Source organism: Isoptericola sp. NPDC057391, assembly GCF_042668085.1.
Lineage (GTDB): Bacteria > Actinomycetota > Actinomycetes > Actinomycetales > Cellulomonadaceae > Isoptericola.
Genome location: NZ_JBHVBO010000030.1, coordinates 1 through 21,613 on the forward strand (window position 1 = coordinate 1; position 21,613 = coordinate 21,613).

23 protein-coding genes are annotated in these 21,613 nt (G+C 68.4%); all 23 read left to right on the plus strand.

Going from position 1 to position 21,613, the window contains the following annotated elements; all coding sequences use genetic code 11:
• The first annotated feature begins 299 nt into the window (after positions 1–299).
• The 23 genes from rplJ (at position 300) to ACFUVW_RS06670 (ending at position 21,607) form a co-directional block, all read left to right on the plus strand.
• The gene (gene rplJ / locus ACFUVW_RS06560; protein WP_430560124.1) at positions 300–830 is read left to right on the plus strand and encodes a 50S ribosomal protein L10; all 531 of its coding nucleotides are present in this window, start codon (positions 300–302) and stop codon (positions 828–830) included.
• Positions 831–913: 83 nt separating this feature from the next.
• Complete coding sequence (rplL, locus tag ACFUVW_RS06565; protein ID WP_430570545.1) at positions 914–1,306, plus strand: 50S ribosomal protein L7/L12; 393 nt, start codon at positions 914–916, stop codon at positions 1,304–1,306.
• Positions 1,307–1,877: 571 nt separating this feature from the next.
• The gene (gene rpoB, locus ACFUVW_RS06570) at positions 1,878–5,390 is read left to right on the plus strand and encodes a DNA-directed RNA polymerase subunit beta (protein ID WP_430570546.1); all 3,513 of its coding nucleotides are present in this window, start codon (positions 1,878–1,880) and stop codon (positions 5,388–5,390) included.
• 56 nt (positions 5,391–5,446) lie between these two features.
• A complete protein-coding gene (locus ACFUVW_RS06575) occupies positions 5,447–9,328 on the plus strand; it encodes a DNA-directed RNA polymerase subunit beta' (protein WP_430570547.1) in 3,882 nt (1,293 codons plus the stop codon).
• A 392-nt stretch (positions 9,329–9,720) separates the two neighbouring features.
• On the plus strand, positions 9,721–10,095 hold the full coding sequence (gene rpsL, locus ACFUVW_RS06580) for a 30S ribosomal protein S12 (protein ID WP_416342463.1): 375 nt from the start codon (positions 9,721–9,723) through the stop codon (positions 10,093–10,095).
• Positions 10,095–10,565, plus strand: a complete 471-nt coding sequence (gene rpsG / locus ACFUVW_RS06585) for a 30S ribosomal protein S7 (RefSeq protein ID WP_380244197.1) — start codon at positions 10,095–10,097, stop codon at positions 10,563–10,565. Before rpsL ends, rpsG begins: the two co-directional genes overlap by 1 nt.
• A 114-nt stretch (positions 10,566–10,679) precedes the next feature.
• Positions 10,680–12,782, plus strand: a complete 2,103-nt coding sequence (gene fusA / locus ACFUVW_RS06590) for an elongation factor G (protein ID WP_430570548.1) — start codon at positions 10,680–10,682, stop codon at positions 12,780–12,782.
• A 129-nt stretch (positions 12,783–12,911) separates the two neighbouring features.
• Complete coding sequence (gene tuf, locus ACFUVW_RS06595; protein WP_429727842.1) at positions 12,912–14,108, plus strand: elongation factor Tu; 1,197 nt, start codon at positions 12,912–12,914, stop codon at positions 14,106–14,108.
• Positions 14,109–14,616: 508 nt separating this feature from the next.
• Complete coding sequence (gene rpsJ / locus ACFUVW_RS06600) at positions 14,617–14,925, plus strand: 30S ribosomal protein S10 (protein ID WP_013837837.1); 309 nt, start codon at positions 14,617–14,619, stop codon at positions 14,923–14,925.
• Between the two features lie 13 nt (positions 14,926–14,938).
• Positions 14,939–15,592 carry a 50S ribosomal protein L3 gene (gene rplC / locus ACFUVW_RS06605; RefSeq protein WP_430560130.1) on the plus strand — a complete coding sequence of 218 codons (654 nt, stop codon included), beginning with the start codon at positions 14,939–14,941 and terminating at the stop codon, positions 15,590–15,592.
• A 5-nt stretch (positions 15,593–15,597) separates the two neighbouring features.
• Positions 15,598–16,308 carry a 50S ribosomal protein L4 gene (gene rplD, locus ACFUVW_RS06610; protein WP_430570549.1) on the plus strand — a complete coding sequence of 237 codons (711 nt, stop codon included), beginning with the start codon at positions 15,598–15,600 and terminating at the stop codon, positions 16,306–16,308.
• Positions 16,305–16,607, plus strand: a complete 303-nt coding sequence (gene rplW / locus ACFUVW_RS06615; protein ID WP_079572420.1) for a 50S ribosomal protein L23 — start codon at positions 16,305–16,307, stop codon at positions 16,605–16,607. Before rplD ends, rplW begins: the two co-directional genes overlap by 4 nt.
• A 29-nt stretch (positions 16,608–16,636) precedes the next feature.
• A complete protein-coding gene (gene rplB, locus ACFUVW_RS06620) occupies positions 16,637–17,473 on the plus strand; it encodes a 50S ribosomal protein L2 (protein ID WP_429727846.1) in 837 nt (278 codons plus the stop codon).
• A 15-nt stretch (positions 17,474–17,488) separates the two neighbouring features.
• On the plus strand, positions 17,489–17,770 hold the full coding sequence (gene rpsS, locus ACFUVW_RS06625) for a 30S ribosomal protein S19 (RefSeq protein WP_075829208.1): 282 nt from the start codon (positions 17,489–17,491) through the stop codon (positions 17,768–17,770).
• Between the two features lie 58 nt (positions 17,771–17,828).
• Complete coding sequence (gene rplV / locus ACFUVW_RS06630; RefSeq protein WP_429727847.1) at positions 17,829–18,197, plus strand: 50S ribosomal protein L22; 369 nt, start codon at positions 17,829–17,831, stop codon at positions 18,195–18,197.
• On the plus strand, positions 18,197–19,030 hold the full coding sequence (rpsC, locus tag ACFUVW_RS06635) for a 30S ribosomal protein S3 (RefSeq protein WP_429727848.1): 834 nt from the start codon (positions 18,197–18,199) through the stop codon (positions 19,028–19,030). Before rplV ends, rpsC begins: the two co-directional genes overlap by 1 nt.
• Positions 19,031–19,033: 3 nt before the next feature.
• Positions 19,034–19,453: a 50S ribosomal protein L16 gene (gene rplP, locus ACFUVW_RS06640; protein WP_429727849.1), complete on the plus strand. Its 420-nt coding sequence runs from the start codon at positions 19,034–19,036 to the stop codon at positions 19,451–19,453.
• On the plus strand, positions 19,453–19,692 hold the full coding sequence (rpmC, locus tag ACFUVW_RS06645) for a 50S ribosomal protein L29 (RefSeq protein ID WP_380321628.1): 240 nt from the start codon (positions 19,453–19,455) through the stop codon (positions 19,690–19,692). Before rplP ends, rpmC begins: the two co-directional genes overlap by 1 nt.
• Before the next feature lie 7 nt (positions 19,693–19,699).
• Positions 19,700–19,990: a 30S ribosomal protein S17 gene (gene rpsQ / locus ACFUVW_RS06650; RefSeq protein WP_429727850.1), complete on the plus strand. Its 291-nt coding sequence runs from the start codon at positions 19,700–19,702 to the stop codon at positions 19,988–19,990.
• Between the two features lie 145 nt (positions 19,991–20,135).
• Complete coding sequence (gene rplN, locus ACFUVW_RS06655) at positions 20,136–20,504, plus strand: 50S ribosomal protein L14 (RefSeq protein ID WP_013837848.1); 369 nt, start codon at positions 20,136–20,138, stop codon at positions 20,502–20,504.
• A 2-nt stretch (positions 20,505–20,506) separates the two neighbouring features.
• On the plus strand, positions 20,507–20,848 hold the full coding sequence (gene rplX, locus ACFUVW_RS06660; protein ID WP_430570550.1) for a 50S ribosomal protein L24: 342 nt from the start codon (positions 20,507–20,509) through the stop codon (positions 20,846–20,848).
• A complete protein-coding gene (gene rplE, locus ACFUVW_RS06665) occupies positions 20,848–21,420 on the plus strand; it encodes a 50S ribosomal protein L5 (protein WP_429727852.1) in 573 nt (190 codons plus the stop codon). Before rplX ends, rplE begins: the two co-directional genes overlap by 1 nt.
• A gap of 1 nt (position 21,421) precedes the next feature.
• Positions 21,422–21,607, plus strand: a complete 186-nt coding sequence (locus ACFUVW_RS06670) for a type Z 30S ribosomal protein S14 (RefSeq protein ID WP_013837851.1) — start codon at positions 21,422–21,424, stop codon at positions 21,605–21,607.
• Positions 21,608–21,613: the final 6 nt, after the last annotated feature.

Sequence of the window (21,613 nt, forward strand, 5' to 3'; positions counted from 1 at the left end):
GCCGCCCCACCCCACCCGGCCCGGCTCCGCCCGGCCCCGCCGGGATTCGAGGCAGGAGGCCGGGGCAGCCCCCGGCAACGGCGCCGGGGCTACGGGAGCACCCAAGACCGCCGGTCGTCCGACGCTGCCCGGGCTCGCCCCAGCAAGCCGAAGACCGAAGTCCCGTGAGAGCGGGGGCCTGCGTAGGTGACACGACGACGATCACACAGCCTGGCTGTGAGCTCCGAGCCCCGTGCGCACCTGCGCCGGGGCTCTTTTCTTTCGCAGGTACCGGTGGCACCACCACCGGAAGGATTGCCATGGCGAGGCCGGACAAGGCAGCCGCTGTCGCGGAGGTCGCGGACAAGTTCCGTGACTCGAACGCGGCCGTGCTGACCGAGTACCGCGGGCTCACCGTCGCGCAGCTCAAGGAGCTGCGTCGGTCGCTCAGCGGCAACGCAACCTACGCCGTGGTGAAGAACACGCTGACGTCCATCGCGGCCAAGGAGGCCGGGATCGACGCGTTCGAGGCCGACCTCAAGGGTCCGTCCGCGATCGCGTTCGTGACCGGCGACCCGGTCGAGGCCGCCAAGGGTCTGCGTGACTTCGCCAAGGCGAACCCTGCACTGGTCATCAAGGGCGGTGTCCTTGACGGGAAGCCGCTGACCGCTGCAGAGATCACCAAGCTCGCGGACCTCGAGTCCCGCGAGGTCCTGCTGGCCAAGACGGCCGGCGCGATGAAGGCCAAGCTCTTCCAGGCTGCCTACGCCTTCAGCGCGAAGCCGGCCCAGGCCGCTCGCGTCATCGATGCCCTGCGTCAGAAGCAGGAATCGGAGGCCGCTGCCGCCTGACGGCGGTACGGCAAGCACTACCCCCTCCCTTGCTTCTGCGGGGCCCCAGGCCCCAGGACGCACCAACTGAAAGGAACGCCATCATGGCGAAGCTCAGCACCGACGAGCTCCTGGCCGCCTTCGAGGAGCTCACGCTCATCGAGCTCAACGACTTCGTGAAGGCCTTCGAGGAGAAGTTCGAGGTCACCGCCGCTGCTCCCGCCGCCGTCGCGGTTGCCGCCCCCGCCGCCGGTGGTGCCGGTGGCGCCGAGGCCGCCGAGGAGAAGGACGAGTTCGACGTCATCCTCGAGGCCGCCGGCGACAAGAAGATCCAGGTCATCAAGGAGGTGCGCGCGCTCACGTCCCTCGGCCTGAAGGAGGCCAAGGACCTCGTGGACGGCGCCCCGAAGCCGGTCCTGGAGGGCGCGAACAAGGAGACGGCCGACAAGGCCAAGGCTGCCCTCGAGGGCGCCGGCGCCACCGTCACCCTCAAGTGATTCCCGCGGCCTAGCCGCGCATCGCTTCCGCGAGGCCCGCATCCCTTCGGGGGTGCGGGCCTCGCTGCGTCGTGGCGGCGGACGGCGGTGTCCGACGTCGTCACGGCGGCAGCTTGCGCTCGGCGCGGCAGTTCGAGCTGCCGCGGCGAGCGCGAACTGCCGCGGCGAGCGACCGGACGATGGCGCGGCGTCGTGGGAGAGCGGACCGGTTGTGGAGGTGTCGTGTCGTGACCGACGTCGCGCGCCGGCGCCTGGCCGGGGGCGCCTACCACGGGTTAGGCTGGTCCGACAACCGTTTCTTGGGCGGCATATGGCGGCCACCGAGACAACGTCCTCAAGACCCAGAACCGAGGGCGTCCGCTCGTGTGCCCGCGCGAGTGGACAAACGACGAAGTTCTGGCTACGCTAGCGCTTTGCGCTCGCTTGTGCCCCGACGCCTCCCCGCCGACGAAGTCCCGCCCCTCGTGATCACGTCTTCGTGACCCCTGGGCCGGTTCCTCCCGCCGCGGTCCGGCGCCTGCAGCCTCGCTGAGCGTACAGCGTGCCATCGAACTGCAGGGAAGGACCCCTCTTGGCTGCCTCGCGCACCCCTTCTGTTCCGTCCGCCGACGCTATCGCGAACCGCACCGCTTCCCGCCGCGTCTCCTTCGCCAAGATCTACGAGCCGCTCGAGGTCCCCGACCTCCTCGGGCTGCAGACCGAGAGCTTCGACTGGCTCCTCGGCAGCCCCGCCTGGCAGGCCCGGGTCGAGGCGGCCACCGCCGCCGGCCGCTCGGACGTCCCCGCGACGTCGGGCCTCGAGGAGATCTTCGAGGAGATCTCGCCGATCGAGGACTTCGGTCAGTCGATGTCCCTCTCCTTCTCGAACCACCGGTTCGAGCCGCCGAAGTACACGGCGGACGAGTGCAAGGAGAAGGACTTCACCTTCGCCGCCCCGCTGTTCGTGACGGCCGAGTTCGTGAACTACACGACCGGTGAGATCAAGAGCCAGACGGTCTTCATGGGCGACTTCCCGCTCATGACCGAGCGTGGCACGTTCATCATCAACGGCACCGAGCGCGTCGTCGTCTCGCAGCTGGTCCGCTCCCCGGGCGTCTACTTCGAGCGCCAGCCCGACAAGACGAGCGACAAGGACGTCTTCTCGGCGAAGGTCATCCCGTCGCGCGGCGCCTGGCTCGAGTTCGAGATCGACAAGCGCGACGCCGTCGGCGTGCGCGTCGACCGCAAGCGCAAGCAGCCCGTCACCGTCCTGCTGAAGGCCCTCGGCCTCACCGAGGCGGAGATCCGCGAGGAGTTCGCGGACTTCCCGTCCGTGCTCGACACGCTCGAGAAGGACCACGTCCACACGCAGGACGAGGCCCTCGTCGACCTGTACCGCAAGATCCGCCCGGGCGAGCCGCCCACGGTCGAGGCCGGTCGCGCGCTGCTCGAGAACTTCTACTTCAACCCGAAGCGCTACGACCTGGCGAAGGTCGGCCGCTACAAGGTGGGCAAGAAGCTCGGCGTCGAGGCGCCGCTGACGGACTCCACGCTGTCCGTGACCGACGTCGTCGCCACGATCAAGTACCTGGCCGCGCTGCACGCCGACCAGGCGACGATCTCCGGCACGCGCGACGGCCAGCCGATCGAGGTCCGCGTCGAGACTGACGACATCGACCACTTCGGCAACCGCCGCATCCGCGCCGTCGGCGAGCTCATCCAGAACCAGGTGCGCACGGGCCTGTCCCGCATGGAGCGCGTGGTCCGCGAGCGCATGACGACGCAGGACGTCGAGGCGATCACGCCGCAGACGCTGATCAACATCCGCCCCGTGGTGGCGTCGATCCGCGAGTTCTTCGGCACCTCGCAGCTGTCGCAGTTCATGGACCAGAACAACCCGCTGGCAGGCCTGACGCACAAGCGTCGCCTCAACGCCCTCGGCCCGGGTGGTCTGTCCCGTGACCGCGCCGGCATGGAGGTCCGTGACGTCCACCCGTCGCACTACGGCCGCATGTGCCCGATCGAGACCCCTGAGGGCCCGAACATCGGCCTCATCGGCTCGCTCGCGTCGTTCGGTCGCATCAACCCGTTCGGCTTCATCGAGACGCCGTACCGCAAGGTCGTCGACGGCAAGGTCACGGACGAGATCGTCTACCTGACCGCCGACGACGAGGACCGGCACATCATCGCCCAGGCGAACACCGAGCTCGCCGCGGACGGCACGTTCCTCAACGACCGCGTCCTGGTGCGCACCAAGGGCGGCGAGACCGACGACCTGCCGCCGGCCGAGGTCGACTACATGGACGTCTCGCCGCGCCAGATGGTGTCCGTCGCGACGGCGCTCATCCCGTTCCTCGAGCACGACGACGCGAACCGCGCGCTCATGGGCGCGAACATGCAGCGCCAGGCCGTGCCGCTGGTGCGCTCCGAGGCGCCGCTGGTCGGCACCGGCATGGAGCGTCGTGCGGCGGTCGACGCCGGCGACGTCATCGTCGCGACCAAGCCCGGCGTGGTCACCGAGGTGTCCGCGGACCTGGTCCTCGTCGCGAACGACGACGGCACCACCGGCTCGTACCGCGCGGCGAAGTTCCGCCGCTCGAACCAGGGCACCAGCTACAACCAGCGCGTGCTCGTGGACGAGGGCCAGCGGGTCGAGGTCGGCTCCGTGCTGGCCGACGGCCCGGCGACCGACGAGGGCGACCTCGCGCTCGGCCGCAACCTGCTCGTGGCGTTCATGTCGTGGGAGGGCCACAACTACGAGGACGCGATCATCCTGTCGCAGCGCCTCGTGGAGGACGACGTCCTGTCCTCGATCCACATCGAGGAGCACGAGGTCGACGCCCGCGACACCAAGCTCGGGCCCGAGGAGATCACGCGGGACATCCCGAACGTCTCCGAGGACGTCCTGGCGGACCTCGACGAGCGCGGCATCATCCGCATCGGTGCCGAGGTCGGCGCGGGCGACGTCCTGGTCGGCAAGGTCACCCCGAAGGGCGAGACCGAGCTGACCCCGGAGGAGCGGCTGCTGCGCGCCATCTTCGGCGAGAAGGCCCGCGAGGTGCGCGACACGTCCCTCAAGGTGCCTCACGGCGAGCAGGGCACGGTCATCGGCGTCCGCGAGTTCAACCGCGAGGACGGCGACGAGCTGCCCGCGGGCGTGAACCAGCTGGTCCGCGTCTACATCGCCCAGCGCCGCAAGATCACCGTCGGTGACAAGCTCGCCGGCCGTCACGGCAACAAGGGCGTCATCTCGAAGATCCTGCCGCAGGAGGACATGCCGTTCCTCCCCGACGGGACGCCGGTCGACGTCATCCTCAACCCGCTGGGCGTGCCCGGCCGCATGAACGTCGGCCAGGTCCTCGAGACGCACCTGGGCTGGGTCGCGAGCCGCGGCTGGGACATCGAGCTGGCCGAGGGCAAGGACCTCTCCTGGAAGGAGACCCTGCCCGAGGTCGCGTCGAAGTCGGAGCCGGGGACGCCGGTGGCGACGCCGGTCTTCGACGGCCTCGAGGAGTCGGGCCTGCGCGGCCTGCTGTCCACGACGCTGCCGAACCGCGACGGCGACCGCATGGTCGCGACCGACGGCAAGGCCCGGCTGTTCGACGGCCGCTCCGGCGAGCCGTTCCCGGACCCGGTGTCGGTGGGCTACATGTACATCCTCAAGCTCCACCACCTGGTCGACGACAAGATCCACGCGCGCTCGACCGGCCCGTACTCGATGATCACGCAGCAGCCGCTGGGTGGTAAGGCGCAGTTCGGCGGCCAGCGCTTCGGCGAGATGGAGGTGTGGGCCCTCGAGGCGTACGGCGCGGCCTACACGCTGCAGGAGCTGCTCACCATCAAGTCCGACGACGTCCCGGGCCGCGTGAAGGTCTACGAGGCGATCGTCAAGGGCGAGAACATCCCCGACTCGGGCATCCCGGAGTCCTTCAAGGTGCTCCTCAAGGAGATGCAGTCGCTGTGCCTGAACGTCGAGGTGCTCTCGAGCGACGGGACCTCCATCGAGATGAAGGAGTCCGACGACGAGGTGTACCGCGCCGCGGAGGAGCTGGGCATCGATCTGTCCCGCCGCCCCAACTCGGCCGCCACGGTCGACGAGATCTGATCCAGCGACCAGCTGAACTCCACGGACATTCGAAAGCTTTGAGGAAGTAGGACATCTTGCTCGACGTCAACGTCTTCGACGAGCTGCGTATCGGCCTGGCCACGGCCGACGACATCCGTGCCTGGTCGCACGGAGAGGTCAAGAAGCCCGAGACCATCAACTACCGCACCCTGAAGCCGGAGAAGGACGGGCTCTTCTGCGAGAAGATCTTCGGCCCCACCCGGGACTGGGAGTGCTACTGCGGCAAGTACAAGCGCGTGCGCTTCAAGGGCATCATCTGCGAGCGCTGCGGCGTCGAGGTGACGCGCTCGAAGGTGCGCCGTGAGCGCATGGGCCACATCGAGCTCGCCGCCCCGGTCACGCACATCTGGTTCTTCAAGGGTGTGCCGTCGCGCCTCGGCTACCTGCTGGACCTGGCCCCGAAGGACCTGGAGAAGGTCATCTACTTCGCGGCCTACATGGTCACGTGGGTCGACGACGAGGCCCGTCACGAGGACCTCCCGAACCTCCAGAACGAGATCGACCTGGAGAAGAAGGAGATCTCGGACCGCCGCGACAACGACATCAACACCCGCGCCGCCAAGCTCGAGGCCGACCTGGCCGAGCTGGAGGCCGAGGGCGCCAAGGCCGACGCGCGCCGCAAGGTGCGCGACTCCGCCGAGCGCGAGATGGCGCAGCTGCGCAAGCGTGCCGACCAGGAGCTGGACCGCCTCGAGCAGGTCTGGGACCGGTTCAAGAACCTCAAGGTCGCGGACCTCGAGGGCGACGAGATGCTGTACCGCCAGCTCGTCGACCGGTACGGCACGTACTTCGAGGGCTCGATGGGCGCCGCGGCGATCCAGAAGCGCCTCGAGAGCTTCGACCTGGAGGCCGAGGCCGAGTCGCTGCGCGAGACCATCCGCACCGGCAAGGGCCAGCGCAAGACGCGCGCGCTCAAGCGGCTGAAGGTCGTCAACGCGTTCCTCACGACGACCAACTCGCCCACGGCGATGGTGCTCGACGCCGTCCCGGTCATCCCGCCGGACCTGCGCCCGATGGTGCAGCTCGACGGTGGCCGGTTCGCGACGTCGGACCTCAACGACCTGTACCGCCGCGTGATCAACCGCAACAACCGGCTCAAGCGCCTGCTCGACCTGGGCGCGCCGGAGATCATCGTCAACAACGAGAAGCGGATGCTCCAGGAGGCCGTGGACTCGCTGTTCGACAACGGTCGCCGCGGCCGTCCGGTCACGGGCCCGGGCAACCGCCCGCTGAAGTCGATCTCCGACATGCTCAAGGGCAAGCAGGGCCGGTTCCGTCAGAACCTGCTCGGCAAGCGCGTCGACTACTCGGGCCGTTCGGTCATCGTGGTCGGCCCGCAGCTCAAGCTGCACCAGTGCGGCCTGCCCAAGCAGATGGCGCTCGAGCTGTTCAAGCCGTTCGTCATGAAGCGGCTGGTCGAGCTCAACCACGCGCAGAACATCAAGAGCGCCAAGCGCATGGTCGAGCGCACCCGCGCCGAGGTGTGGGACGTGCTGGAGGAGGTCATCCAGGAGCACCCGGTGCTGCTGAACCGTGCCCCCACCCTGCACCGTCTGGGCATCCAGGCGTTCGAGCCGCAGCTCGTCGAGGGCAAGGCCATCCACCTGCACCCGCTCGTGTGCGCGGCGTTCAACGCGGACTTCGACGGCGACCAGATGGCGGTCCACCTGCCCCTGAGCGCCGAGGCGCAGGCCGAGGCCCGCATCCTCATGCTCTCGAGCAACAACATCCTCAAGCCGTCGGACGGCCGTCCGGTGACCATGCCCTCGCAGGACATGATCATCGGTCTGCACCACCTCACCTCGGACCGCCCCGGCGCGACGGGGGAGGGGCGCGTGTTCTCCTCGCAGGCCGAGGCGATCATGGCCCTCGACCGCGGCGAGCTGGACCTCAACGCCACGATCAAGCTGCGGATGTCGGACCTCGTGCCCCCGACCAAGGGCTTCGAGGCCCCCGAGGGCTGGGAGCCCGGGCAGCCGCTGCTGTTCGAGACCACCCTGGGCCGCACGATCTTCAACGAGGCGCTCCCGATCGACTACCCGTTCCAGAACGGCGTCGTCGGCAAGAAGGAGCTCTCGACGATCGTCAACGACCTGGCGGAGCGCTACCCGAAGGTCGACGTCGCGACGTCGCTCGACGCGCTGAAGGACGCCGGCTACCGGTGGGCCACGCGCTCGGGCGTCACGATCGCGATCTCCGACGTCGCGATGCCGGAGGTCAAGAACGACATCCTGGACGAGCACGAGCAGCGTGCGCTGAAGGTCCAGGACCAGTTCGACAAGGGTCTGATCACCGACGACGAGCGCCGGCAGGAGCTCATCGAGATCTGGACCCAGGCCACCGACAAGATCGCGTCGGTCATGCGCGAGAACCTCGAGAACAACTCGCGGAACACGCTGTACCGCATGGTGTCCTCGGGCGCCCGTGGTAACTGGATGCAGGTCCGCCAGATCGCCGGTATGCGCGGCCTCGTGGCGAACCCGAAGGGCGAGATCATCCCCCGCCCGATCAAGTCCAACTACCGCGAGGGCCTGTCCGTCCTCGAGTACTTCATCGCCTCGCACGGTGCCCGCAAGGGTCTGGCCGACACGGCGCTGCGTACCGCGGACTCCGGCTACCTGACCCGTCGTCTGGTCGACGTGTCGCAGGACGTCATCATCCGCGAGGAGGACTGCGGCACCGAGCGCGGCCTCACGCTGCCCGTCGCCGAGCGCATCGGCGACGTGCTGGTGCCGCACCCGCGCGTCGAGACGAGCATCTACTCGCGCACGTTCGCGACGGACGTCGTGGACGCGGACGGCAACGTCGTGGCCGAGGCGGGCTCGGACGCGGGCGACGTGATCATCGACAAGGTGATCGCCGCCGGCATCGAGGACGTCAAGGTCCGCTCCGTGCTGACCTGCGAGTCGCGCGTCGGCACCTGCGCCAAGTGCTACGGCCGCTCCCTGGCCACCGGCAAGCTGGTGGACATCGGCGAGGCCGTCGGCATCATCGCGGCGCAGTCGATCGGTGAGCCGGGCACGCAGCTGACGATGCGTACCTTCCACACCGGTGGTGTCGCCTCCGCGGAGGACATCACGCAGGGTCTGCCCCGCGTCACCGAGCTGTTCGAGGCCCGCACCCCCAAGGGTGAGGCCCCGATCGCGGAGTACACGGGCACCGTGGCGATCGAGGACACGGAGCGCACGCGCCACCTGGTCCTCACGCCGGCGGACGGCGGCGAGGAGATCCGCTACCCGGTGACCAAGCGTGCCCGCCTCCTGATCGCCGACGGCGAGCAGGTCCAGGTCGGCACCCAGCTGGTCCAGGGCGCCGTCGACCCGAAGAAGGTGCTGCGCATCCTGGGCCCGCGTGCCACGCAGAAGCACCTGGTGGACGAGGTCCAGGAGACCTACCGCTCGCAGGGCGTGGACATCCACGACAAGCACATCGAGGTCATCGTGCGGCAGATGCTGCGTCGCGTGACCGTGCTCGACTCGGGTGACTCGCACCTGCTGCCGGGTGAGCTCGCGGAGCGCGTCCGCTTCGAGGACGCGAACCGTCGAGCCGTGGCGGAGGGTGGCCAGCCGGCCTCCGGCCGTCCGGAGCTCATGGGCATCACGAAGGCGTCGCTCGCCACCGACTCGTGGCTCTCGGCCGCCTCCTTCCAGGAGACGACCCGCGTGCTCACCGAGGCGGCGATGAGCGGTCGTCGCGACCCGCTGCTGGGCCTCAAGGAGAACGTCATCCTCGGTAAGCTCATCCCCGCCGGCACGGGCCTGCCCCGCTACCGGAACATCGAGGTCGAGCCGACCGAGCAGGCCAAGGCCGAGCTCTACCCGAGCTTCGGCTACGACGAGATCGACTTCCCGACGCTCGGCATGGGCTCCGGCGAGGCGATCCCGCTGGAGGACCTGGACTTCGGCGACTTCCGCTGATCCGCTGATCCTCACCACGAGGTAGTCCGGGAGGGGCGCACGTCACAGCGTGCGTCCCTCCCGTTCCTTTGACCCCGCTTGCTTCCGCGGGTAATCTTGGAAGCCGTGCCCGTGCCGTCGCGCGCGCATCCCGCTGTCAGCCCAGAGCTCTCCCGCTCGGGCCGGCTGCCGGAGGCGTCGCCGACCTGAGCGCACAGGTACCCCGGGAAGATCGCTCGGACCGTCCGTGAGGGCGGGGGAGCTGAGCTGATCCGGGCCATCGAGCCGGTGGTAAGTGGCGTTGCGGTCCGTGAGGGCCGCGGGTGCCGCATGCGATCGGCACGCACAAGCCAGACAGACCACCGTCGAGGGCCGGCCGGCCCTCGTGAGCTCGAGAAGACGACGGAGACGTAGTGCCTACGATCCAGCAGCTCGTCCGCAAGGGCCGGTCCACGAAGGCCGTGGCGTCGAAGACGCCGGCCCTCAAGGACTCGCCCCAGCGGCGCGGCGTGTGCACCCGCGTGTACACCACCACCCCCAAGAAGCCGAACTCCGCGCTCCGCAAGGTCGCGCGCGTCAAGCTGTCCTCGGGCACCGAGGTCACGGCGTACATCCCCGGCGTCGGCCACAACCTGCAGGAGCACTCGATCGTGCTCGTCCGCGGCGGCCGTGTGAAGGACCTCCCGGGTGTCCGTTACAAGATCGTGCGTGGCGCGCTCGACACGCAGGGCGTGAAGAACCGCAAGCAGGCCCGCAGCAAGTACGGCGCGAAGAAGGAGAAGGCCTGATGCCTCGCAAGGGTCCGGCCCCCAAGCGGCCGCTCATCGTCGATCCCGTCTACGGGTCGCCCGTCGTCACGCAGCTGATCAACAAGGTCCTGCTCGACGGCAAGAAGTCCACCGCCGAGGCGATCGTCTACGGCGCCCTCGAGGGCGTCCGTGCCAAGACGGACCAGGACCCGGTCGTCGTGCTCAAGCGCGCGCTGGAGAACGTCCGCCCGGCCCTCGAGGTCCGCTCCCGCCGTGTCGGTGGCGCCACCTACCAGGTGCCCGTCGAGGTCCGCCCCGCGCGCTCCACGACGCTCGCGCTGCGCTGGCTCACCGACTTCTCGCGCGCCCGTCGCGAGAAGACGATGACCGAGCGCCTGATGAACGAGATCCTCGACGCCTCCAACGGCCTCGGTGCCGCGGTGAAGCGCCGCGAGGACATGCACAAGATGGCCGACTCGAACAAGGCGTTCGCGCACTACCGCTGGTGATGCGCTCAGGACGGCTCCGGGTGACCCCCGGGGCCGTCCGCGGATCCGGAGCCGGCCGGGGGCCGGGCCTCCGGCCCGGCTTCCGACCTTCCACCGACCAAGGGGAAAGACACCGTGGCACTCGACGTGCTGACCGACCTGAAGAAGGTCCGCAACATCGGCATCATGGCCCACATCGATGCCGGCAAGACGACCACCACCGAGCGCATCCTGTACTACACGGGTGTGAACTACAAGATCGGTGAGACGCACGACGGTGCGTCGACGATGGACTGGATGGAGCAGGAGCAGGAGCGCGGCATCACGATCACGTCCGCCGCGACGACCTGCTACTGGAAGAACAACCAGATCAACATCATCGACACCCCCGGTCACGTGGACTTCACCGTCGAGGTCGAGCGCTCCCTGCGCGTGCTCGACGGCGCGGTCGCCGTCTTCGACGGCAAGGAGGGCGTGGAGCCCCAGTCCGAGACCGTGTGGCGCCAGGCCGACAAGTACGACGTCCCGCGCATCTGCTTCGTCAACAAGATGGACAAGCTGGGTGCCGACTTCTACTTCACGGTCGACACGATCGTCAACCGCCTCAAGGCGAAGCCGCTGGTCATCCAGCTGCCGATCGGCGCCGAGAACGACTTCATCGGCGTCGTCGACCTGCTCGAGATGAAGGCGCTGGTCTGGCACGGCGAGACGAAGCTCGGCGAGAGCTACGACGTCGAGGAGATCCCGGCCGACCTCCAGGAGAAGGCCGAGCAGTACCGCAACGAGCTCATCGAGGCCGTCGCGGAGACCGACGAGGCGCTGCTCGAGAAGTACCTGGGCGGCGAGGAGCTCACGATCGACGAGATCAAGGGCGGCATCCGCCACCTCGTGATCAACTCGGAGGCCTTCCCGGTCCTGTGCGGCTCGGCGTTCAAGAACAAGGGCGTGCAGCCCATGCTCGACGCCGTGATCGACTACCTGCCGTCGCCGCTCGACGTCCCCTCGATCGAGGGCCACGACGTCAAGGACGAGGAGAAGGTCGTCGAGCGTCACGCGGACGCCTCGGAGCCGTTCTCGGCCCTGGCGTTCAAGGTCGCCGCGCACCCGTTCTTCGGCAAGCTCACCTACGTGCGCGTGTACTCCGGCAAGGTCGAGCAGGGCGCCCAGGTGCTCAACACGACCAAGGGCAAGCGTGAGCGCATCGGCAAGCTCTTCCAGATGCACTCCAACAAGGAGAACCCGGTCCCCGAGGCGCAGGCGGGTCACATCTACGCCTTCATCGGGCTCAAGGACGTCACCACCGGTGACACCCTGAGCGACCCGGGCAACCCGGTCATCCTCGAGTCGATGACCTTCCCCGAGCCGGTCATCGACGTGGCCATCGAGCCGAAGACGAAGGCCGACCAGGAGAAGCTGTCGACCGCGATCCAGAAGCTCGCCGAGGAGGACCCGACCTTCCGCGTGAAGCTGGACGAGGAGACCGGCCAGACCGTCATCGGCGGCATGGGCGAGCTCCACCTCGACATCCTCGTCGACCGCATGCGTCGCGAGTTCAAGGTCGAGGCGAACGTCGGCAAGCCGCAGGTGGCGTACCGCGAGACGATCCGCCGCACGGCGGAGAAGATCGACTACACGCACAAGAAGCAGACCGGTGGCTCGGGCCAGTTCGCGAAGGTCCAGGTGACCTTCGAGCCGCTCGACACGGCCGAGGGCGAGCTCTACGAGTTCGCGAACGCCGTGACCGGTGGCCGCATCCCGCGCGAGTACATCCCCTCCGTCGACGCCGGTATCCAGTCGGCGATGCAGCAGGGCGTGCTGGCCGGGTTCCCCGTCGTGGGCGTCAAGGCCACGCTGCTCGACGGTGCCTACCACGACGTCGACTCCTCGGAGATGGCGTTCAAGATCGCCGGCTCGATGGTCTTCAAGGAGGGCATCAAGCGCGCCGACCCGGTGCTGCTCGAGCCCGTCATGGCCGTCGAGGTCCGGACGCCCGAGGAGTACATGGGTGAGGTGATCGGCGACATCAACTCGCGTCGTGGGATGATCCAGTCCATGGAGGACGCGACCGGTGTCAAGGTCGTGCGCGCCCAGGTACCGTTGAGCGAGATGTTCGGGTACATCGGTGACCTGCGTTCCAAGACGCAGGGCCGCGCCGTGTACTCGATGCAGTTCGACAGCTACGCCGAGGTTCCTCGCAACGTTGCTGACGAGATCATCAAGAAGACCCGGGGCGAGTGAGTCCCCACAGGTCGACGACCAGCACAACCATCAACCTGTAGGAAACCCCCGTCGCCCCGCGGGATGTAGGCTCTCTCGCCGAGTCTCGCAACGTTCGGGAACATCTACCCAAGTCCCAGGAGGACCCCAGTGGCTAAGGCCAAGTTCGAGCGGACCAAGCCGCACGTCAACATCGGCACGATCGGGCACGTCGACCACGGCAAGACGACGCTGACCGCCGCGATCTCGAAGACGCTTGCGGACACGTACCCCGACCTGCCGGCGAACACGCAGCGCAACTTCGACGAGATCGACGCCGCGCCGGAGGAGAAGCAGCGCGGTATCACGATCAACATCGCGCACATCGAGTACGAGACGCCGAAGCGTCACTACGCGCACGTCGACGCGCCGGGTCACGCCGACTACATCAAGAACATGATCACCGGTGCCGCCCAGATGGACGGCGCGATCCTGGTGGTCGCGGCGACCGACGGTCCGATGGCCCAGACGCGCGAGCACGTGCTGCTGGCCCGCCAGGTGGGCGTCCCCTACCTGCTGGTCGCGCTGAACAAGGCCGACATGGTCGACGACGAGGAGATCCTCGAGCTCGTCGAGATGGAGGTCCGCGAGCTGCTGTCGTCGCAGGAGTTCGACGGCGACAACGCGCCCGTCGTCCGCGTCTCCGGCCTCAAGGCCCTCGAGGGTGACCCCGAGTGGACCAAGAAGGTCCTGGAGCTCATGGAGGCCGTGGACGAGAACGTCCCCGACCCGGTCCGCGAGCTCGACAAGCCGTTCCTCATGCCGATCGAGGACGTCTTCACCATCACCGGCCGCGGCACCGTCGTGACCGGAAAGGTGGAGCGCGGTGCGCTCGACGTCAACTCCGAGGTCGAGATCGTCGGCATCCGTGCGCCCCAGAAGACCACGGTCACCGGTATCGAGACGTTCCACAAGCAGATGGACCAGGCCCAGGCCGGCGACAACACCGGTCTGCTCCTGCGCGGCATCAAGCGCGAGGACGTCGAGCGTGGCCAGGTCGTCGTGAAGCCGGGTTCGATCACCCCGCACACGAACTTCGAGGCGCAGGTCTACATCCTGGGCAAGGACGAGGGCGGCCGTCACAACCCGTTCTACTCGAACTACCGTCCGCAGTTCTACTTCCGGACCACGGACGTCACCGGCGTCATCACGCTGCCCGAGGGCACCGAGATGGTCATGCCCGGCGACAACACCGAGATGTCGGTGGAGCTGATCCAGCCCATCGCCATGGAGGAGGGCCTCGGCTTCGCCATCCGTGAGGGTGGCCGCACGGTCGGTTCCGGCCGTGTCACCAAGATCATCAAGTGATCATCGCTTGAGCTTGGTCGGCTGAAGCCCGGCTGATCGTCCGGAGGCCCGGGCCCGTGAAGGGTCCGGGCCTCCGGCACGTCCGGACGCGCCGTGCCCCTTGGGAGGTGCGTCCGGCGTCACAGCGGCAGAACCTCGTTCCGGCTTGGAATCACGGGGTTCCCTGTGGCAAGATGTTCAGGTTGCCTGTCACGGGCGCGTTCTTTCTCGTGTCGAACAGTGTGTAGCACCACGGTGCGTGCACCGGTCCGGTCTCCCGGAGCGGTCCACCCGCCTGGAGCGGTTCTCCTCTCGGAGGAGTCGCGGGGTTGCCGGCTGTCGACGCGCGTGAGCGCCCCGCGGGACACATGTCTCGACAGGCCAGACAGACGTCGTGGTCCGCCTCGCGCGGACCACAATCAACGGCCCCACGCCGGTTCGGTGTGCGCCCGGGTACGTCGCCTAGCGCGACACGCCCGAGCGCGGGGGTCGGACAGTAGCGGTTCGAGAGAGAGAGTCAGACGACGCCATGGCGGGACAGAAGATCCGCATCCGGCTCAAGTCCTACGACCACGAGGTCATCGACAGCTCGGCGCGCAAGATCGTCGACACGGTGACGCGCGCTGGTGCGACGGTCGTGGGTCCGGTGCCGCTGCCGACGGAGAAGAACGTCTTCACCGTCATCCGGTCGCCTCACAAGTACAAGGACAGCCGCGAGCACTTCGAGATGCGCACGCACAAGCGGCTCATCGACATCATCGACCCCACGCCGAAGGCCGTCGACTCGCTCATGCGGATCGACCTGCCTGCCGACGTGAACATCGAGATCAAGCTCTGAGGCTGGGATAGACATGACCAACCAGCAGAAGAACGTGACCGCGGTGCTCGGCACCAAGCTCGGCATGACGCAGCTGTGGGACGACGCCGGTCGTCTGGTCCCCGTCACCGTCGTGGCCGTCCCGACCAACGTCGTGACGCAGGTCCGCTCCGCGGACGCCGACGGCTACGCGGCCGTGCAGCTCGCCGCCGGCCAGATCGACCCGCGCAAGGTCACCAAGCCGCTCAAGGGCCACTTCGAGAAGGCCGGCGTCACGCCGCGTCGTCACGTCGCCGAGGTCCGCACCGAGGACGCCGCCGAGTTCACGCTCGGCCAGGAGATCACCGCCGAGGCCTTCGAGGCCGGTGCCGTGGTCGACGTCGTCGGCACCACCAAGGGCAAGGGCACCGCCGGTGTCATGAAGCGCCACGGCTTCTCCGGCGTCGGCGCCTCCCACGGTGCCCACCGCAACCACCGCAAGGCCGGCTCGATCGGCGGCGCCTCGACGCCGTCGCGCGTCTTCAAGGGCCTGCGGATGGCCGGTCGCATGGGCCACGCCCGCATGACCGTCCAGAACCTGACCGTCCACGCGGTCGACGCCGAGAAGGGTCTGCTGCTCGTCAAGGGCGCGGTTCCCGGCCCCAAGGGTGGCGTCGTCGTCGTGCGTACCGCCGCGAAGGGTGCGTGACCTCCATGGCCAACCAGACCGTCGACGTGCTCGACGCCCAGGGCAAGAAGGCCGGCTCCGCCGAGCTCCCCGCTGAGGTGTTCGACGTCGCGACCAACGTCCCGCTGATCCACCAGGTGGTCGTGGCGCAGCGCGCCGCCGCCCGCCAGGGGACGCACGCCACCAAGACCCGCGGCGACGTCCGCGGTGGTGGCAAGAAGCCGTACAAGCAGAAGGGCACCGGCCGCGCCCGCCAGGGTTCGACCCGCGCCCCGCAGTTCGCCGGCGGTGGCACCGTCCACGGCCCGCAGCCGCGCAAGTACGACCAGCGCACCCCCAAGAAGATGAAGGCCGCCGCGCTCCGTGGCGCCCTCTCCGACCGGGCTCGCGCCGGCCGCGTCCACGTGGTCTCCGGCTTCGGCCTCGACGGCGCGCCGTCGACCCGGACCGCCGTCAAGACGATCGCGGCGCTCACCGAGCGCGAGCACGTCCTCGTGGTCACCGAGCGCTCGGACGAGCTGACGATCCTGTCGCTCCGCAACGTCGAGCAGGTCCACCTGCTGACCGCGGACCAGCTCAACACCTACGACGTGCTCGTCTCCGACGACGTCGTCTTCACCGAGGGCGCGCTCGCCGCGTTCCTCGCCGGCCCGGCCACGGGCAAGAGCGTGAAGGCTGTCGCCACGGAGTCCGAGGCGGCCGAGACCGAGTCCGCCGAGAAGGAGGCCACCAAGTGACCGCCGTGACGAAGGACCCGCGCGACATCCTGATCGCGCCGGTCGTCTCCGAGAAGTCCTACAACCTCCTCGACGAGGGCAAGTACACCTTCGTCGTGGACCCGCGGGCCAACAAGACCGAGATCAAGATCGCGGTCGAGCAGGTCTTCGGCGTCAAGGTCGACTCGGTGAACACGATCAACCGCAAGGGCAAGGCGCGTCGCACGCGCTTCGGCCTGGGCAAGCGCAAGGACACGAAGCGCGCGATCGTGACCCTCCGTGAGGGCACGATCGACATCTTCGGCGGTCCGGCTTCCTGAGGCGCAGAGAGCAGATCGAGGACTAACCCATGGGAATCCGTAAGTACAAGCCGACGACGCCCGGCCGCCGCGGCGCCAGCGTCGCCGACTTCGTCGAGATCACGCGCTCCGAGCCGGAGAAGTCTCTGGTCCGTCCGCTGTCCAAGACGGGTGGGCGCAACAACTCCGGTCGCATCACGACCCGTCACAAGGGCGGTGGCCACAAGCGTGCCTACCGTGTGATCGACTTCCGTCGCCACGACAAGGACGGCGTGCCCGCCAAGGTCGCGCACATCGAGTACGACCCGAACCGCACGGCTCGGATCGCGCTCCTGCACTACGCGGACGGCACGAAGCGCTACATCGTCGCGCCGAACAAGCTGTCGCAGGGCGACGTCGTCGAGGCCGGTGCCGGCGCCGACATCAAGCCCGGCAACAACCTGCCGCTGCGCAACATCCCGACGGGTACGGTCATCCACGCCGTCGAGCTCCGCCCCGGTGGCGGCGCGAAGATCGCCCGCTCCGCGGGTGCCTCCGTGCAGCTCGTCGCGAAGGACGGCCCGTACGCGCAGCTCCGCATGCCGTCCGGCGAGATCCGCAACGTCGACCTGCGCTGCCGCGCCACGGTCGGCGAGGTGGGCAACGCCGAGCAGTCGAACATCAACTGGGGCAAGGCCGGCCGCAAGCGGTGGAAGGGCGTCCGCCCGACCGTCCGAGGCGTCGTCATGAACCCGGTCGACCACCCGCACGGTGGTGGTGAGGGCAAGACCTCCGGTGGTCGCCACCCGGTCAGCCCGTGGGGCCAGCCCGAGGGCCGGACCCGCCGCCCGAACAAGCCGAGCGACAAGCTGATCGTCCGCCGTCGCCGCACCGGCAAGAAGCGCTGATAAGGAGCCTGACAGATGCCTCGTAGCCTGAAGAAGGGCCCCTTCGTCGACGACCACCTGCAGAAGAAGGTGGACGCTCAGAACGAGAAGGGGACCAAGAACGTCATCAAGACCTGGTCCCGTCGGTCGGTCATCACGCCCGACTTCCTCGGTCACACCTTCGCCGTGCACGACGGCCGGAAGCACACCCCGGTCTTCGTCACCGAGGCGATGGTCGGCCACAAGCTCGGCGAGTTCGCTCCCACGCGAACCTTCCGCGGCCACGTGAAGGACGACAAGAAGGGCCGTCGCCGCTGACCCCCGGGTCAGCCGGACGACAGGCCCCGACGGTCTGAGAAAAGGAAGCAGGACAGCAATGGAAGCCAAGGCGCAGGCGCGGTTCGTCCGTGTCACGCCCCAGAAGGCCCGGCGCGTCGTGGACCTCATCCGTGGCAAGCAGGCCGCCGAGGCCGTCGCGGTGCTGAAGTTCGCGCCGCAGGCGGCGAGCGAGCCGATCCGCAAGGTCGTGGAGAGCGCCGTCGCGAACGCCCGGGTGAAGGCCGACCGCGCCAGCGAGCGCTTCGACGAGACGGAGCTCTTCGTCTCGGAGGCGTTCGTGGACGAGGGCCCGACCCTCAAGCGGTTCCGTCCGCGGGCCCAGGGGCGTGCGAGCCGGATCCTCAAGCGCACCAGCCACATCACCGTGGTCGTCGCACCGCGTGAGCAGAAGGAAGGGGCCCGATAGTGGGGCAGAAGGTTCACCCGCACGGGTACCGCCTCGGCATCACCACCGACCACCGGTCGCGCTGGTTCGCCGACAGCACCAAGCCTGGTCAGCGGTACCGCGACTACGTCCGCGAGGACGTGGCGATCCGCAAGCTCATGAGCACCGGCCTCGAGCGGGCCGGCATCTCCAAGGTCGAGGTCGAGCGCACCCGCGACCGCGTCCGCGTGGACATCCACACGGCGCGTCCGGGCATCGTCATCGGCCGCCGGGGAGCCGAGGCCGACCGCATCCGCGGCGAGCTCGAGAAGCTCACGGGCAAGCAGGTTCAGCTCAACATCCTCGAGGTCAAGAACGCGGAGATCGACGCGCAGCTGGTCGCGCAGGGCATCGCCGAGCAGCTCGCGAGCCGCGTCTCCTTCCGCCGCGCCATGCGCAAGGGCATCCAGTCCGCGCAGCGCGCCGGCGCCAAGGGCATCCGCGTGCAGGTCTCGGGCCGTCTCGGCGGCGCCGAGATGAGCCGGTCGGAGTTCTACCGCGAGGGTCGTGTGCCGCTGCACACGCTGCGCGCGAACATCGACTACGGCTTCTTCGAGGCCCGCACCACCTTCGGCCGCATCGGCGTGAAGGTGTGGATCTACAAGGGCGACATCACCGAGAAGGAGTTCGCCGCGCAGCAGGCCGCCGCCGCGCCCCGTCAGGGTCGTGGCCGTGGTGGCGAGCGTGGGGAGCGCCGCGGTGGCGGTCGTCGCCCCGAGCGTCAGGCCCAGCCGGCCGCCGAGAGCGCCCCCGCGTCCGACGCGGCCCCGGCGCCGGAGCAGGCTGCGGCCCCCGAGTCCGGAACGGAGGCCTGAGTCATGCTGATCCCCCGCAGGCTCAAGCACCGCAAGCAGCACCACCCCAAGCGCTCCGGCGCGGCCAAGGGTGGCACCACGATCGCGTTCGGCGACTACGGCATCCAGGCCCTCGAGCCCGCCTACGTCACCAACCGTCAGATCGAGGCTGCTCGTATCGCGATGACCCGTCACATCAAGCGTGGCGGCAAGGTCTGGATCAACATCTACCCGGACCGTCCCCTGACCAAGAAGCCCGCCGAGACCCGCATGGGTTCCGGCAAGGGCTCGCCCGAGTGGTGGGTCGCCAACGTCAAGCCCGGCCGGATCGTCTTCGAGCTGGCGGGTGTCGACGAGGAGCTGGCCCGTGAGGCCATGCGCCGCGCGATCCACAAGCTCCCGATGAAGTGCCGTTTCGTGGTGCGCGAGGGTGGTGCGAACTGATGGCAGTCGGAACCAAGGGCCTGGCCCCCGCTGACCTCGACGGGTTCGACGACGAGAAGCTGGTCGCCGAGCTGAAGAAGGCCAAGGAGGAGCTCTTCAACCTCCGCTTCCAGTCGGCCACCGGCCAGCTGGAGTCCCACGGTCGGATCAAGGCCGTCAAGCGCGACATCGCGCGGATCTACACGGTCCTGCACGAGCGCGAGCTCGGTATCCGCACGGCCCCGAGCGTGAGTGAGTGAGGCATCGATGAGCGAGAACACCAACGCGGTGGCCGCTGAGACGACCGCGCGCAGCACGCGCAAGGTCCGTCGTGGCTACGTCGTCAGCGACAAGATGGAGAAGACCATCGTCGTCGAGGTCGAGGACCGCAAGAAGCACCCCCTGTACGGCAAGGTCATGCGCACCACCACCAAGGTGAAGGCGCACGACGAGCAGAACTCCGCCGGTATCGGCGACCTGGTCGAGATCATGGAGACCCGTCCGCTGTCCGCGACCAAGCGGTGGCGCCTGACGGAGATCCTCGAGAAGGCCAAGTGATCCAGAAGGTCTTCTGACCTTCGGCCGGGGCGGGCCGTGACACACGTATGCGGCCCGTCCCGGTCACCACAGCAACTATCCGTTCGGCAAGGCTCGCCCGGGAGATCCCGGGACGAGAACCAGCTCGACGACAGGAGATCAATCGATGATCCAGCAGGAGTCGCGACTGCGGGTCGCCGACAACACGGGTGCCAAGGAGATCCTCTGCATCCGTGTTCTCGGTGGGTCCGGCCGTCGCTACGCCGGTATCGGCGACACGATCGTCGCCACCGTCAAGGACGCGATCCCCGGCGGCAACGTGAAGAAGGGCGACGTGGTCAAGGCCGTCGTCGTCCGGACCGCCAAGGAGCGCCGTCGTCCGGACGGTTCCTACATCAAGTTCGACGAGAACGCCGCCGTGATCCTCAAGAACGACGGTGAGCCCCGCGGCACCCGCATCTTCGGCCCGGTCGGGCGCGAGCTGCGCGACAAGCGGTTCATGAAGATCATCTCGCTGGCGCCGGAGGTGCTCTGACCATGGCGAAGATCAAGAAGGGCGACCAGGTGATCGTCATCGCCGGTCGCGACAAGGGCAAGACGGGCCGCGTGCTCGAGGTCCTCAAGGACTCCGACCGCGTCGTGGTCGAGGGCGTGCAGCGCGTCACCAAGCACGTCAAGGCCGGCCAGACGGCTCGCGGCACCCGCACGGGTGGCATCGAGACCGTCGAGGCGCCGATCCACGTCTCGAACGTGATGGTCGTCGACCCGGAGACCAAGAAGGGCACGCGCGTCGGGTTCCGTACCGAGCAGGTCGAGCGCGACGGCCGTACCCGCACCGTCCGTGTGCGCGTCGCCAAGCGTTCCGGGAAGGACATCTGATGACCGAGACCACTCTCGAGGCCCCGGCCACCCCGCGCCTCAAGCAGAAGTACCGCGAGGAGATCATCGCGGCGCTGCGCGAGGAGTTCGGCCACCAGAACATCCAGCAGGTCGCCGGTCTGACCAAGATCGTCGTCAACATGGGTGTCGGTGACGCCGCCAAGGACTCCAAGCTCATCGAGGGCGCGATCCGCGACCTCACGGCGATCACCGGGCAGAAGCCCCAGGTGACCCGGGCCAAGAAGTCCATCGCGCAGTTCAAGCTGCGCGAGGGCATGCCGATCGGCGCGCACGTCACGCTGCGCGGCGACCGGATGTGGGAGTTCCTCGACCGGCTGCTGTCGATCGCGCTGCCGCGTATCCGCGACTTCCGCGGTCTGAGCCCGAAGCAGTTCGACGGGCACGGCAACTACACCTTCGGTCTCACGGAGCAGTCGATGTTCCACGAGATCGACCAGGACAAGATCGACCGCGTCCGCGGCATGGACATCACGGTCGTGACCACGGCGACGACCGATGACGAGGGCCGCTCCCTGCTGCGCCGTCTCGGCTTCCCCTTCAAGGAGAACTGACATGGCGAAGAAGGCCCTGATCAACAAGGCGAACGCCAAGCCGAAGTTCGCCGTCCGCGCCTACACCCGGTGCCAGCGCTGCGGCCGTCCGCACTCGGTCTACCGCAAGTTCGGCCTGTGCCGGATCTGCCTGCGGGAGATGGCCCACCGCGGCGAGCTCCCCGGCGTCACCAAGAGCAGCTGGTAAAACCAC